Source organism: Glycocaulis albus (assembly GCF_014639075.1).
GTDB lineage: Bacteria > Pseudomonadota > Alphaproteobacteria > Caulobacterales > Maricaulaceae > Glycocaulis > Glycocaulis albus.
This window is the reverse complement of sequence record NZ_BMFS01000002.1, coordinates 1-13,166: the sequence shown is the minus strand read 5'-3', so window position 1 is coordinate 13,166 and position 13,166 is coordinate 1. Positions and strand designations below refer to the sequence as shown.

Sequence of the window (13,166 nt, the reverse complement as noted above, 5' to 3'; positions counted from 1 at the left end):
CCCATGAAATCGCGTGAAATCCATCTCGTTCGCCATTTCACCGGAGAGGTGAAGCCCGAATACTTCACACTGGCCGAGGTGGAGCTGCCCGAGCCTGCCGATGGTGAGGTGCTGGTGGCCAATGAATGGCTCTCGGTCGATCCGTACATGCGCCCGCGCATGGCTGGGCTGAAGACCTATATCGACCCGTTCATGCCCGGCAAGGCCATGGAAGGCGGCGCCGTCGGCAAGGTGATCAAGTCGCGCTCCGATGCCCTGAAAGAGGGCGACTATGTGATGAGCATGTTTGGGTGGCGCGAAGCCTATGTGGCGCCAGCCAAAGGGCTGATGAAGGTGGATGCCAACCTGCTGCCCGCCCACGCCTATCTGGGCATTGCGGGCCTGACCGGCCTGACCGCCTATGCGGGCCTGAAGCGCATTATCGGCCTCAAGGAAGGCGAGACCTTGTGGATGAGCGCAGGCGCGGGCGCGGTCGGCTCTGCCGGCATCCAGTTCGCCAAGGCCATGGGCGCGCGCGTCATTGCGACCGCCGGCGGCAAGACCAAGACCGATTTCTGCCTGGAGATCGGGGCCGATGCCGCGATCGACTACAAGGCGGTGCCGGATCTGCGCAAGGCGGTCAAGGATGCTGCGCCGGAGGGCGTTGACGCCTATTTCGAGAATGTCGGCGGCGATCATCTCGTGGCCGCGCTGGATGTACTCAAGCAGTTCGGGCGGATCGCGGCTTGCGGGATGATCTCGCGCTATAATGATGAAGCGCCCTCGCCCGGGCCCCACAACATGACCAATATCGTCACCAAGTCGCTGATGATGCGCGGCTTCATCGTGACCGAGCATTTCGACCTGCAGGGCGAGTTCATCAAGGATCTTTCCAGCTGGATGATGAGCGGCAAGGTGAAGAGCCGCGAGACGGTCTATGAAGGGATCGAGAAAATGCCGGAGGCGTTCACCGGTCTCTTCACCGGCGCCAATCTCGGCAAGATGCTGGTGAAAGTGTGAGCGAGGCTGGTCTCGACGCAATAAACGCCGTCAGCGAAGGCAAGCTGCCGGGCCTGGTCGGCCTGGTCATCACCAATGGCGATCCTGCCAGGGTCGAAGGCCACATCGACGTGCGCGAGGATTTGCTGGCCCCCAACGGCTTCCTGCATGCGGCCAGCATCATAGCGCTGGTCGACTCGCTATGCGGCTATGGCGCGATGGCCAATCTGCCCGAAGGCGCCACCAGCTTCACCACGGTGGAGCTGAAATCGAACTTCATGGGCACGGCGCGCGAAGGCCGGGTGCTGGGCGAAGCCAGGCCGGTCCATCTGGGGCGTACCACACAGGTCTGGGATGCGACGGCCCGCCACGAAGCCGATGGCAAGGTGCTCGCCCTCTTCCGCTGCACGCAGGTTCTGCTCTACGCGCGGTGAGCCGGTTCGCGGCGCTGACGCAAGACCCGTCCCAGAACGAAACCGCCGACAACGGCGCCCGTCAGGGCCGACAGGGTGGGACTGGAAAACAGGGCCTCGAAGCCGGCATAGCTCAGGACAGCCACGCTGACCGCGAGGCCCGTGGCGGCGATGATGTTCAATAATGGGGCGCGTTTGGGTTCCATGCTTTCCGTAGCGCAAACACCGGGCCAGATTTCAAGCTTTTGTTTACCATATGGATCGGATCAATGGCAGATGCCTGCGTAAAACCTGCCGACTCGCCTGTATTTCCTTGCTATGCCTTATGAGAATCGCGATTGATTCATCCGTCCAATGAACAGCCAACCTGGCCGCGTGCGGCTGGCGAGGCGTCAAACAACCGGGGGGAACCCTCATGAACAAAGCAGAACTCGCCAAAGCCATCTCCGACAAGGCTGGCATCACCCGCGCCCAGGCCGGCGACGCCATCGACACCTTTGTCGATTCCATTGTTGCCTCGGCCAAGAAAGGCGACACGGTTCAGCTCGCCGGTTTCGGCACCTTCCACGCCAAGCACCGCGAAGCGCGTGAAGTCCGCAACCCGCGTACGGGCGAAAAAATGAAGTCCAAGGCCAAGACCTCGCTGGCATTCCGCCCGGCGTCTGCGCTGAAGGACATCTAGGGGATTTCCGGTTTCCCGCCTGCCAACGGGCCGGGGCACCCCCCTTCATGAAAACGCCGCCGGGCAACCGGCGGCGTTTTTGTTTGCGTGTCAAGTAGCGAGCCTGAGCGCTGTCGAGAGGCATAAGGCCACGCAAGGCAGCGGCGATGAAGCGCTGCAGCCCGCCTAGAAGGGCGCGGTCAGCATGACATAGCCATAGACCGGGTTGTCATCGGCCGCAGCGCCCGGTGCATTCCTGGCGAAGTCTCCCCGGAACAGCACAGATGCGCCGGTTTCCAGCTGCAAGCGGTCCGGGCGCAGCCAGTAGCTCACACGGGCTTCGGCCAGCGTGCCGATCCGGTCACCGGACTGGCCGGTGGCATCGCGCAAGTTTGCCACACGCCAGCGGTCCGTATCCGATGCCAGATAGGATTCCTGCACCTGCAAGGAGATGGCCGCGGGTCCCTCACGCATGTCCAGGCGGGGGCCGAAGGCGATCAGGTTTTCGCGGAAATGCGTGAACGACAGGCCGGTCGTGCCGAAATCGCCCCGGCGCGCGCCAAAGAGCGGGTTGAACCGGTTCCAGTCGGCATCGGCAGGATTGTCGTCGCCGCTGGCATAAACAAGCTGGCCGGACAGGCGCGGACGCCAAGGCGCGTCAAAGCTGTAGCCGAGCGATGCAAACGCCGACCAGGCCCGCACATCGAGCGTGGCGGCGCCTTGTGGCTGCTCGCCGAACTGGCCCATCAGCTCGACCTCGAAGTCATACCGGCCAGCCGCGCGCGGGCTGGAAATCCGCAAGCCCGGCGTGAGCAGGTCCGCGCCGTTTTCCTCATTCAGGCCGAACAGATAGGCCTCGGCCTTCAGATCGCCGGCAAATCCGGTGCGCGTGGCATGCACACCCCAGAAATGCGTGCCCCATTCGGCTTCATCGAGCTGTGCGGTGTTGTTTTCCAGCGCGTTGCGGTCACCCGGCGCGATACGCACCGGCGCGGTGAAGAAGGCCTCGACGCTCCAGTTTTCCGCCGGTGTGAAAAGGCCGCGCACGCCTTCGAAATTGTTGGGCGTGTTGCGGAATCCCTGTTCGGTCGCGAGGCGGCCAGAGCCGACATTCATCACGAAGCGCCCGGCCTGAAACTCGCCGCCCTCAAAGGGCACGCGCACATAGGCCTGCAGCAGTTCAGCCGCATTCACGCTGCCATTGGCGATCACCGAACCGCTATCGGTCAGCCAGGCCCGGGCATCGAGAAATTCGCCGCCGAGCACGAAGCGGCCGGCATCATATTCACCCTTGATGCGCACGCGGGTGGAGAGCATCTGGTCGGAGCCGCTCGATCCGGCGCGAAAGAGCGGATTGATGAATTCATATCGGATACGCGCCGAGCCGGAGAGCGTGAAGGGCGAAGCCGCCGCGTCATCAGACTGGGCGGCGATTGCGGGTGCGGAGACGGACAGGAGGAGTCCGGGGAGAACAAGCGCGAATAATTTCATGTCGAACCTACATAGTTGAAAAAGCTGCGGGCGAATACAGTTGATATTGTTGACCAATCGCTTAACCACTTCGCCAAAAGAACGAATTCATTCCACCTGGACTTGGCCGACAGGCGACTTCGCTAACGCCTCATTAAGTAACCAGCCATCAGCCTCCAGCTAATAGCGGTTGCGTTGATTCTGACTACAATTGTGGCGGGCGCAGCGGCTTGGAAACGGGTTTCAGGGGAGTTTCAACATGCTTTCACGCTTCAAGATTGCGACAAAAATTTTCATCATCATCGGGATCATGGCACTGAGTGCCGCAGCCATTTCCGGTATCGGGGTGTGGGGCCTTCAGGCCGTCACCAACGCCAGCGTTGAGATAAACGAGGCGGGCAGCAACATCCGCATCGGCGCGCGCCTCAATCAGAACATCATCGATATCACCCGGGCCGAGTTCATGGCGGCGGCTGATCCGTCCGGGGTTGAGGAGGCACGCAGTATTGTTGACGACGCCGTCGAGGAGGCCCGTGGCCGGCTTAACGAGCTGAAAGCCGGTGTCGATGCAGACACGCGGACACGGCTTGAGGCCGCCGAAGGCCAGCTCAATACCTATATTCAGCGTGTAAACCAGACACTGAACCTCGCTGAACGTGCCCGGGGGGTCGACATCGCCTCGGCACAGCAGCGTGTCATTGATCAGGCAAATGACAACCGGACGCTCGCACGGACCACGCGGGATAATCTGGCCGCGGTAGTAACCACGCTCGACGTTCATAGTGATCAGATTGCTGAAGAGGCAGAGGTAATTGCCGCAAGCAGCATGGTGATGCTGATTGCGGTGGCGGCCATCGGCATTTTGTCCGGCCTGGCGCTCGGCTTTTTCATCGCCCGCTTCGGTATTGCCCAGCCGCTTTCCGGCGTCATGGGCAACATCAAGCAGATTGCAGATGGCCAACTCGACACCGAAGTGACCGGCACCGAACGCAAGGACGAGATCGGGGAGCTAGCTGGCGTTGCCAACTACTTCCGCGAACAGCTCCAGCGCACGCGTGAGCTTGAGGCCGAAGCCGAGGCCAACGAAGAACGGGCCCGCGAACGCCGCGTTCAGGAAATGAACCAGCTTGCCGACGATTTCGAGACGGCCGTTGGCGAAATCGTTACCCAAGTTGGCGCCGCCGCCGAGCAGCTTCTTGGCAACGCTTCCAACATGGCCGCCATCGCAGAGGAGACGAACCGCCAGGCGACAACTGTTTCTGCAGCAGCCGAACAGGCCAGCACCAACGTCCAGTCCGTCGCCGGTGCAGCGGAGGAGTTTTCGGCCTCCATCACCGAGGTCGCACAACAGATCGGCCAGACCCGTCAACAGGCCCGCGAGGCACTCCAGCAGGCCAACCAGTCCGCGGAGGCCATGGCCAGGCTGCGTGATGTGGTGGAGACCGTGGCCTCCGTGACCGACCTTATTTCCAACATTGCCGAGCAGACCAACTTGCTGGCGCTCAATGCCACGATTGAAGCAGCACGGGCCGGCGAAGCAGGCAAAGGGTTTGCTGTCGTCGCCAGCGAAGTGAAAGCGCTGGCCGAGCAGACCGCCAAGGCAACGGATGAGATCAGCTCGAAAATACAGGGTATGCAGGCTGCGGCTACCGGATCCATTGAAGCGGTCGAGGCCATAACGGGTCAGATTTCGGGCATTACCGAGCGCTCGGAGGGTATTGCAGCGGCAGCTGAAGAACAGCAGGCCACTACCCAGGAAATTGCCCGTAATGTCGCCGAGGCGGCAACCGGAACCGGCGAGGTCACGGCGTCCATGGCCGGCATCGCAGAAGCCTCGAACGCCGCCGGGAAGGCCTCGGCAGAGGTCAAGGACGCCGCCTCCATGCTCTCAGAGCAGACCCGCTCACTGAAGTCCGAAATGAGCGCATTTGTTGAGAAGGTGCGTGCTGCCTGATCCACGACAGAGCCTGCCTTATGCCGCCGGCACGATGCCGGCGGCATAATACGTTCAGAAGCGCGTGCTCAGCGAGATATAGCTATAGACCGAATTGCCAGTGTCCGGCGCGCCCGGTGCGTTGCGCGCAAAGTCGCCCTTGATGAGGGCCGCAGCGCCCCATTCCACCGTCAGCCGGTCTGGAACAGCATCCCACTGGATGCGGGTGTCGATCACCTGACCGACATGGCGGCCTGACGCACCGCTGGCATCTGTCAGGCGCGCCCGCCCCCAGCTGTCCGTGCGCGCGGCAAGATAGACATCATGCGCCACAAGCCGCGCGCGCACCGGGCCGCTGGTCCACTCGGCGCGCGCGCCATAGCTGAGCAGGTTTTCCCGCGCGATCGGGCCGAACAGGCCAGTATGGCCGTAATCAGATCCGCGTCCGCCAAACAGTGGATCGAAACGGTTCCAGTCTGTGCTGCCCTGCCGGTCGCCGCTGGCGTAGCTGATATGGGCCGAGAGCCGCACCGGGTTTTCACGCCCGAATGTATAGCCGGCATTCGCCTGGAAGGCGGCGGCGGCGACATCGCGGCGCGTTGCGCCGACAACCCGATGGCCGGTCTGGAACATCAACTCGGCGTCAAAGTCGTACTGGCCTTCCTGCGGCGGGCGGCGCAGGCGCAGCCCAGGGGTTATCAGGCGGTCTCCGCCATTCTCATCGAGTGCGAAGAGATAGGCCTCTGCACGCAGGCCATACGCCAAACCGTTGCGCGCCAGATGCGCGCCATAAAAGCGGGTATGCCAGTCGGCATAATCCAGCCCCATGCGGTTCTTCGCCAGCGCTTGCCGGTCTGCCGGATCCCGCGTCACCGGCGCGGTAAAGAACCCGATGGCGCGCCAGTTTTCGTCGATATCCAGCTGCAGGCGCACGCCTTCGAAGCTTGCCGGGACGTTGGAAAACGAGCTGGCGTCAGACAAGCGCCCCGAGCCCAGTGGCATGGTGAAGCGCCCCAGCCGCGCGGTCAGCCGTTCGCTGATCCCCGCTTCGATATAGAGCTGGAAGATATCTGCGGCGTTGTAGGCGCTGGAGGAGATGGCCGAGCCATCATCCTGCAGATAGCCGCGGGCATCGATAAGTTCGCCAACGAGACGCAGCGATTCCCCGCTCAGCTCGCCGCGCAGGAAAATCTGTGTCGAAAGAAGCTGGTCGGAACCGTCAAGTCCGGCCCGGTAGACGGCGCCCAGACTTTCATAGCGGAGGCGCGCCGACCCGGAAAATTCAACATTGACAGGGTCTTGCGCCTGCTGTGCCTGCGCAGCGCCGTCCGCCAGCCAGACCAGCGCCGCGGGAAGTATCTGCCAAAGCCTGACCATGAATTGCCGCCCGTCTGCTACGGGCGATTGCCCGTCATGGAAACGTCACGGCACTGTCACATAACGGGTCTGGCGGCGCGATCAAGACATGGTGACAGCCATGCACATTGGCCAGCTGGCACAATGGCGTCAGCGGAAGCCGCCCGTCCTGCCGCCCATCGGCCCCGGCCTGCCTCTTACTCCGCCGCCTCGCGCACGGGCATGGCAGGCTTGAGGGCATCAGCAATTTGAAATGCCATTTCAAGGGCCTGGTCGGCATTCAGGCGCGGATCGCAATGCGTGTGATAGCGGCTGGAGAGGTCGGCCTCGGACAGATGGCCGGCCCCGCCCACGCACTCTGTCACGTCCTGGCCAGTCATCTCGAAATGCACGCCGCCGGGCTCGGCGCCCTCGCTGCGGACCACTTCGATAAAGCTTCTCAGCTCGGAGAGAATATGGTCGAAAGCCCTTGTCTTGTAACCGTTTCCAGCCTTGATCGTATTGCCGTGCATCGGGTCGCACGACCAGACGACATTGCGTCCCTCGGCCACGACCTTTCGGACCAGTGGCGGCAGGCCCTTCTCCACCTTGCCCGCGCCCATGCGTGCGTAGAGCACGAGGCGCCCCGCCTCATTGCGCGGGTTGAGAAGGTCAATAAGTTCAATGAGTTCATCCGGGTCGAGCGTCGGCCCGCATTTCAGGCCAATCGGGTTTTCGACACCCCGGCAATACTCGATATGTGCGCCGTCCGGCTGGCGGGTTCTATCCCCGATCCAGATCAGGTGCGCCGAGGTGCCGTACCAGCGCCCGGACTGGGTCTCCATCCGGGTCATGGCCTCCTCGAAGGGCAGGTGCAGCGCTTCGTGAGACGTATAGAAATCAACACCTTCCAGCGAGGGCGCGGCGTCGGCGGTCACCCCGCAGGCCCGCATGAAGGAGAGCGCCTCGGTGATCCGGTCGGCGTATTCCTGATAGCGTTCGCCGGCCGGACTATCCGAAAGAAAATCGAGCGTCCACTGGTGCACATTATGCAGGTCTGCGTAGCCGCCAGAGGCCAGCGCACGCAGGAGATTGAGCGTCGAGGCCGACTGGTCATAGGCGCGCACAAGGCGGGCCGGATCGGGCACGCGCCCTTCCGGCGTGAACGCCATATCATTAATGGAATCACCGCGATAGGACGGCAACTCAACGCCATCTATCACTTCGGTGTCGCTGGAGCGCGGCTTGGAGAACTGGCCGGCTATCCGCCCGACTTTGACCACCGGTTTTGCGGCTGCGAAGGTCATCACCACCGCCATCTGGAGAAGGACGCGGAACGTATCCCTCACATTGGCGGCGGAGAACTCCTTGAAACTCTCTGCGCAATCCCCCCCTTGCAGCAGGAAGGCCTGGCCCGAGGCGACATTGGCGAGCTGGCGGCGCAGGCGGCGTATCTCGCCGGCAAAGACCAGCGGCGGACGGCGCGAAAGCTCCGCCTCGACCGCTTCAAGCGCGGCCCTGTCAGGATAGTTCGGCAGCTGCAGGGCTTTTCTCGTCCTCCAGCTTGACGGGTTCCATCCACTCATGGCGCTTCTTTCAGTTCGGGCGGGATCCATTTTTCCCGCATGGTTACAAGCTCTTCGGCGACGGTCGGATGCACCGCGCAGGTGGCATCAAACTGCTCCTTGGTCAGCCCGGCTTTTACGGCAATGCCGACCGCCTGGATGATCTCTGGCGCATCATCGCCTACAATATGCACGCCGAGAACCCTCTGTGTGCCGCGCTGCACAATCATCTTCATCAGCATGCGGTCGGGGTTCGGCCCGAGCATACCCTTCATAGGCCGGAAAACGCTTTTATAAACATCGACATCGCCATATTCAGCGCGGGCCGAAGCCTCGCTCATCCCCACGGTACCGACCGGCGGCTGGGTAAACACGGCGCTGGCGATATTGGTGTGATCGTAGGCACTTGGATTGTCGCCAAAGGCCGTTTCGGCAAAGCAGATCGCCTCTCGGATGGCGACCGGCGTCAAATTCACCCGATCGGTCACATCGCCCACGGCATAGATATGCGGCACGTTTGAGCGTGAGTACTCATCGACCTTCACCGCGCCGCGTTCCCCTGTCTCGACGCCCGCCTTCTCCAGGCCCAGCCCCCTGGTATGCGGATCACGTCCAATGGCGAAAACCACTTCATCTACAGGACATTGGTCGCCATTCTTCAGGTGCACGGTCTTGGTGCCATCGCCATTATCAACGATCTTTTCGAACACGGTATGGGTGATGACCCGTACGCCCGACGCCTTCAGCCCTTCGTGCACGAATTCGCGTACGTCATCGTCAAACCCGCGCAAGACCGTGTCGCCGCGATAGACCAGCGTCACGTCAACACCCATCCCGGCAAACACCTGGGCGAACTCGCACGCGATATAGCCGCCGCCGGCTATCAGCATGGTTTTGGGCAGGCGTTTGAGGTGGAAGAGTTCGTCAGACGTGATGGCCAGTTCCAGCCCGTCCAGCCCGTCATGCACATTGGGCCGTCCCCCGGTGGCGATGAGGATAGTTTTCGCGGTTATCCGCCGTCCGCTGGTTTTCAGCTCGATCGTGTGCTCATCGATGAATTCGGCCCGCTCGGAGATCAGTTCGACGCCCGCATTGGCCAAATTCTTCGCGTAGATGCCGGATAGTCTGTCCACTTCCGCATTCATCGCATCGCGGAACTTTGGCCAGTCAAATTGCGGGCTTTCAACGCTCCAGCCATAGGCCTTTGCCAGCTCAAATTGCTTTTTGAAGCCAGAGGCATAGACCATGAATTTCTTCGGGACACAGCCGCGTATCACGCAGGTGCCGCCCGGCCGGTGCTCCTCGGCCACGGCCACTTTATGCCCCTTCATGGCGACCAGGCGCGAGGCCCTTACCCCGCCTGAACCAGCCCCGATGGTGAAGAGATCATAGTCAAAATCGGCCATGGGTATGAAAGCCTCGTTTTATAGGTTCGAAGGCCCCGAAAGTGGGTACGCACACCCCCGATTCATAGGTTTTCAGGGCCAGTTTTCACATGTGGCAAAACCGCCACAGGGTGGGGAGGAGGCAGCCGGTTATCCCATCCCCCGCAATCTGTCCTCATATTTCACTCCTTCGTCATTCCAGAAGCGGCGTGAGCCGCTATCTGGAACCTAGTTGGCGGCTATTGGCCGCCGCAAGCGCGACCGCGCGCCCGCGACTTTTCGCGGAACATAGCAACGCGGATGCGTTGCGGAACTAAAAGGCCTGGGTTCCGGGTCTCGCCTCCGGCTCGCCCGGAATGACGAGGTTGTTGGGTCCTCGCCCTTCAATCTCTGGATGCCCGCCTCTCACGGGCATGACGAAACGGGGAGTCGGAGCGGCGAGGCCGCAGGTTCCAGACTAGGAGATGCGGTACAGGGTCTGGAGGAGGATACAGAAACCCGCCGCCGGGAAGGCGATGAAATAGGCCACCACAATGTGCGGGGCGTCGAGCTTTTCGGCACCGCCAAGCCGGCCGATGTTCAGGACGGTGAACATGAGCGAGGCCAGCGCCAGCAGAATGAAGGGGAGCCGGTAGATATCACTCCCGGCATGCCCCTGCTGTTCGACGACGAAGACAAGTAGTGTGGAGACAAAGGCAGCGAACAGGACCAGAGAGGCTGCGCCAAAAATCAGCGGTATCGCGCGAACAAGCGGGTGCGGCCAGATGATGGCCTGACTATGGAACCACGTATTGAGCCGCAACGCTGTCATGTCGCCCGTCCTTGTTGACCATCTAACACTGTAGCGCGGCATGGTCGGCGAATGAAGACGTTGATCGTTCAATTCCGACCTCCGCAGGGCAGCGCGTTGCGGTCTACTCACCAGCTTACATATTTTCCCAATCCACCCATCCTCGCGTTTCACCGGCGAAAGCCGGTGCCCAGTTTCATTTCTGGATCCCGGCTTTCGCCGGGAAAACGCGCGGTGTGAGCTTGAACTCTGAAATCATGGGTCCCGGCTCGGGGACCGGGACCCCGGTTGTGTTGCCTTTTTTTGAAAGCCTTGCCAGTTTGCCGCTGACCTCGCCGTCGCGTCCCCAGCGGCAAGGCGGCCGCAAACCCCCTCCCCCTGCATCATCACTGGCCATAAGGCGCGCCCGCCTGTATGAGGGCGCGCGAAAAGAACACTTAAACTCCCCAGACGTCAGGAACACCTCCATGACCTTCCCGGTCGAAAAGCTGCGCAATATCGCCATCGTCGCCCACGTTGACCACGGCAAGACCACCCTCGTTGACAAGCTGCTGCGCCAGTCGGGCACGCTCGGCACGCGCGGGGAAGAAGTCGAAAGGGTGATGGATTCCAACGATCTGGAAAAAGAACGCGGCATCACCATCCTGGCGAAGAACACAGCTGTCACCTGGGGTGACTGGCGCATCAACATTGTCGACACGCCCGGCCACGCCGATTTTGGCGGCGAGGTGGAGCGCGTGCTCTCCATGGTCGATTCGGTGCTGCTGCTGGTGGACGCAGTAGACGGGCCGATGCCGCAGACCACCTTCGTGACCAAAAAGGCGCTGGCGCTGGGCCTGAAGCCCATCGTGGTCATCAACAAGATTGACCGTCCGAGCGCGCGCCCGGACTGGGTGGTGGACCAGACATTCGATCTGTTTGACCGCCTGGGCGCGAATGACGAGCAGATGGACTTCCCCGTAGTCTATGCCTCGGCGCTGCAAGGGTTTGCCACGCTCGACCCCAATACCCAGACCGACAATATGGACGCGCTGTTCCAGACCATCGTGGATCGGGTCTCCCACCCGGACGTGGACCCGAATGCACCGCTCCAGCTGCAGGTCTCTGCACTCGATTATTCCAGCTATACCGGCGTGATCGGCATTGGCCGCATCCGGCGCGGCAAGCTGGCGAAAAATCAGCAGGTCTCGGTGATCGGTGCGGACGGCAAGACGCGCAAAGGCAAAGTGCTGCAGGTGTTCGGCTTTCATGGCCTCGAACGCGTGGAGATGGATAGCGCGAGCGCCGGCGACATCATCACCTTTACCGGCATTGATCCTTTGAACATTTCCGACACGCTGTGCGATCCGGAACATATCGAGGCCCTGCCGGCCCTGGTGGTCGACGAGCCAACCATCTCCATGACCTTCCAGGTGAACGATTCCCCCTTTGCCGGCCGCGAAGGCAAGTATGTCACCTCGCGCAATATCAAGGAGCGGCTTGACCGCGAGCTGATCCATAATGTCGCCTTGCGCGTGGTCCAGCTGGACGATGCCGACAAGTTCAAGGTGTCGGGCCGGGGCGAGCTGCACCTGTCCATCCTGATCGAGACCATGCGCCGTGAAGGCTTCGAGCTGGCCGTGGGCCGCCCGGAAGTCATCACCAAGATGATCGACGGCGTGGAAAGCGAGCCCTATGAGAACCTCACCATCGATGTGGAGGAGATCCACCAGGGCGGGGTGATGGAGCGCCTGGGCTCACGCAAGGCCGAGATGAAGAACATGGTGCCGGACGGCAATGGCCGGGTGCGCCTGGATTACATTGTCCCGACGCGCGGCCTGATCGGTTTCCGCTCAGAATTCCTGACCCTGACGCAGGGCTCGGGCCTGATGTTCCACAGCTTTGACCATTACGGGCCGAAGCAGGCGGGCGATGTCGGCCAGCGGCCCAAGGGCGCGATCATCTCCATGGAAACCGGCAAGGCGCTCGCCTATGCGCTCTGGAACATCCAGGAGCGCGGCAAGCTGTTCATCGGCCACGCCACGGAAGTCTATGAAGGCATGATCATCGGCCTGAATGCCCGCGAGGAAGACATGATCGTCAACCCGCTCAAAGGCAAGAAGCTGACCAATATCCGCGCCGCCGGTGCCGACGAGGCCGTGGTGCTGGTGCCGCCCATCCGCGTGACGCTGGAATACGCGCTGGAGTTCATCAATGATGACGAGCTGGTCGAGGTGACGCCGCAATCGATCCGCATCCGCAAGAAGCTGCTGCTGGAGCACGAGCGCAAAAAAGCCGGCCGCGAGAAGGCCTGATCTTGGTTCCGCAGCCCATCCGGGCTGCGATTTTCCGCGCGCGGGCGCGCGGTCGCGCTTTTCGGCGCTGCGCGCCGCAATCCCTCTCCTCGTCATTCCGGCGAAAGCCGGAACCCAGATTTTTCCATGAAATTTGGCTGGGTTCCAGATAAGCGCTCCGCGCTTTCTGGAATGACGAGGTGAGGATGATTTTGGCGGTAAAGGGCCAAAACTCCCATGCCGGGGCCCCGGACTTGATCCGGGGCCATACTTTTTCAGCTTTCGTGATGTCCCGTGGATCCCTGTGTATTGCGATTGTGCGATGTTGGCTGCGGGACGGAGGCCGATGGATCCCCGGGTGTT

The 13,166-nt window shown here is 61.8% G+C and carries 11 protein-coding genes; 5 read left to right on the top strand and 6 right to left on the bottom strand.

Annotated elements, in window-relative coordinates:
- Positions 1 to 3 precede the first annotated feature (3 nt).
- On the top strand, positions 4 to 999 hold the full coding sequence (locus IEV75_RS02360; RefSeq protein WP_188450954.1) for an NADP-dependent oxidoreductase: 996 nt from the start codon (positions 4 to 6) through the stop codon (positions 997 to 999).
- Entirely contained in the window at positions 996 to 1,412 is a 417-nt protein-coding gene (locus IEV75_RS02355; protein WP_188450953.1) for a PaaI family thioesterase, read from the top strand. Before IEV75_RS02360 ends, IEV75_RS02355 begins: the two co-directional genes overlap by 4 nt.
- Here the strand turns inward: IEV75_RS02355 and IEV75_RS02350 are convergent.
- Complete coding sequence (locus tag IEV75_RS02350) at positions 1,400 to 1,597, bottom strand: hypothetical protein (protein WP_188450952.1); 198 nt, start codon at positions 1,595 to 1,597, stop codon at positions 1,400 to 1,402. The genes IEV75_RS02355 and IEV75_RS02350 overlap by 13 nt on opposite strands.
- Positions 1,598 to 1,806: 209 nt before the next feature.
- On the opposite strand from IEV75_RS02350, the gene IEV75_RS02345 reads away from it, so the two are divergent.
- Positions 1,807 to 2,073: an HU family DNA-binding protein gene (locus tag IEV75_RS02345; protein WP_188450951.1), complete on the top strand. Its 267-nt coding sequence runs from the start codon at positions 1,807 to 1,809 to the stop codon at positions 2,071 to 2,073.
- 165 nt (positions 2,074 to 2,238) lie between these two features.
- On the opposite strand, the gene IEV75_RS02340 is transcribed toward IEV75_RS02345, so the two are convergent.
- Complete coding sequence (locus tag IEV75_RS02340; RefSeq protein WP_188450950.1) at positions 2,239 to 3,543, bottom strand: alginate export family protein; 1,305 nt, start codon at positions 3,541 to 3,543, stop codon at positions 2,239 to 2,241.
- A 238-nt stretch (positions 3,544 to 3,781) separates the two neighbouring features.
- Between IEV75_RS02340 and IEV75_RS02335 the strand changes: the two genes are divergently transcribed.
- The gene (locus IEV75_RS02335; protein ID WP_188450949.1) at positions 3,782 to 5,476 is read left to right on the top strand and encodes a methyl-accepting chemotaxis protein; all 1,695 of its coding nucleotides are present in this window, start codon (positions 3,782 to 3,784) and stop codon (positions 5,474 to 5,476) included.
- A 54-nt stretch (positions 5,477 to 5,530) separates the two neighbouring features.
- On the opposite strand, the gene IEV75_RS02330 is transcribed toward IEV75_RS02335, so the two are convergent.
- From IEV75_RS02330 to IEV75_RS02315, 4 genes are all read right to left on the bottom strand, one after another.
- Positions 5,531 to 6,832: an alginate export family protein gene (locus IEV75_RS02330; protein ID WP_188450948.1), complete on the bottom strand. Its 1,302-nt coding sequence runs from the start codon at positions 6,830 to 6,832 to the stop codon at positions 5,531 to 5,533.
- 176 nt (positions 6,833 to 7,008) lie between these two features.
- Positions 7,009 to 8,376, bottom strand: coding sequence for a class II 3-deoxy-7-phosphoheptulonate synthase (locus IEV75_RS02325; RefSeq protein ID WP_188450947.1), 1,368 nt, complete (start codon positions 8,374 to 8,376; stop codon positions 7,009 to 7,011).
- The gene (gor, locus tag IEV75_RS02320; RefSeq protein WP_188450946.1) at positions 8,373 to 9,761 is read right to left on the bottom strand and encodes a glutathione-disulfide reductase; all 1,389 of its coding nucleotides are present in this window, start codon (positions 9,759 to 9,761) and stop codon (positions 8,373 to 8,375) included. Before gor ends, IEV75_RS02325 begins: the two co-directional genes overlap by 4 nt.
- A gap of 436 nt (positions 9,762 to 10,197) precedes the next feature.
- Positions 10,198 to 10,551 (bottom strand): hypothetical protein, encoded by a 354-nt coding sequence (locus tag IEV75_RS02315; protein ID WP_188450945.1) that lies wholly within the window; start codon positions 10,549 to 10,551, stop codon positions 10,198 to 10,200.
- 446 nt (positions 10,552 to 10,997) lie between these two features.
- Here IEV75_RS02315 and typA point away from each other — a divergent pair, with 446 nt between their 5' ends.
- Entirely contained in the window at positions 10,998 to 12,824 is a 1,827-nt protein-coding gene (typA, locus tag IEV75_RS02310) for a translational GTPase TypA (protein WP_188450944.1), read from the top strand.
- Positions 12,825 to 13,166: the final 342 nt, after the last annotated feature.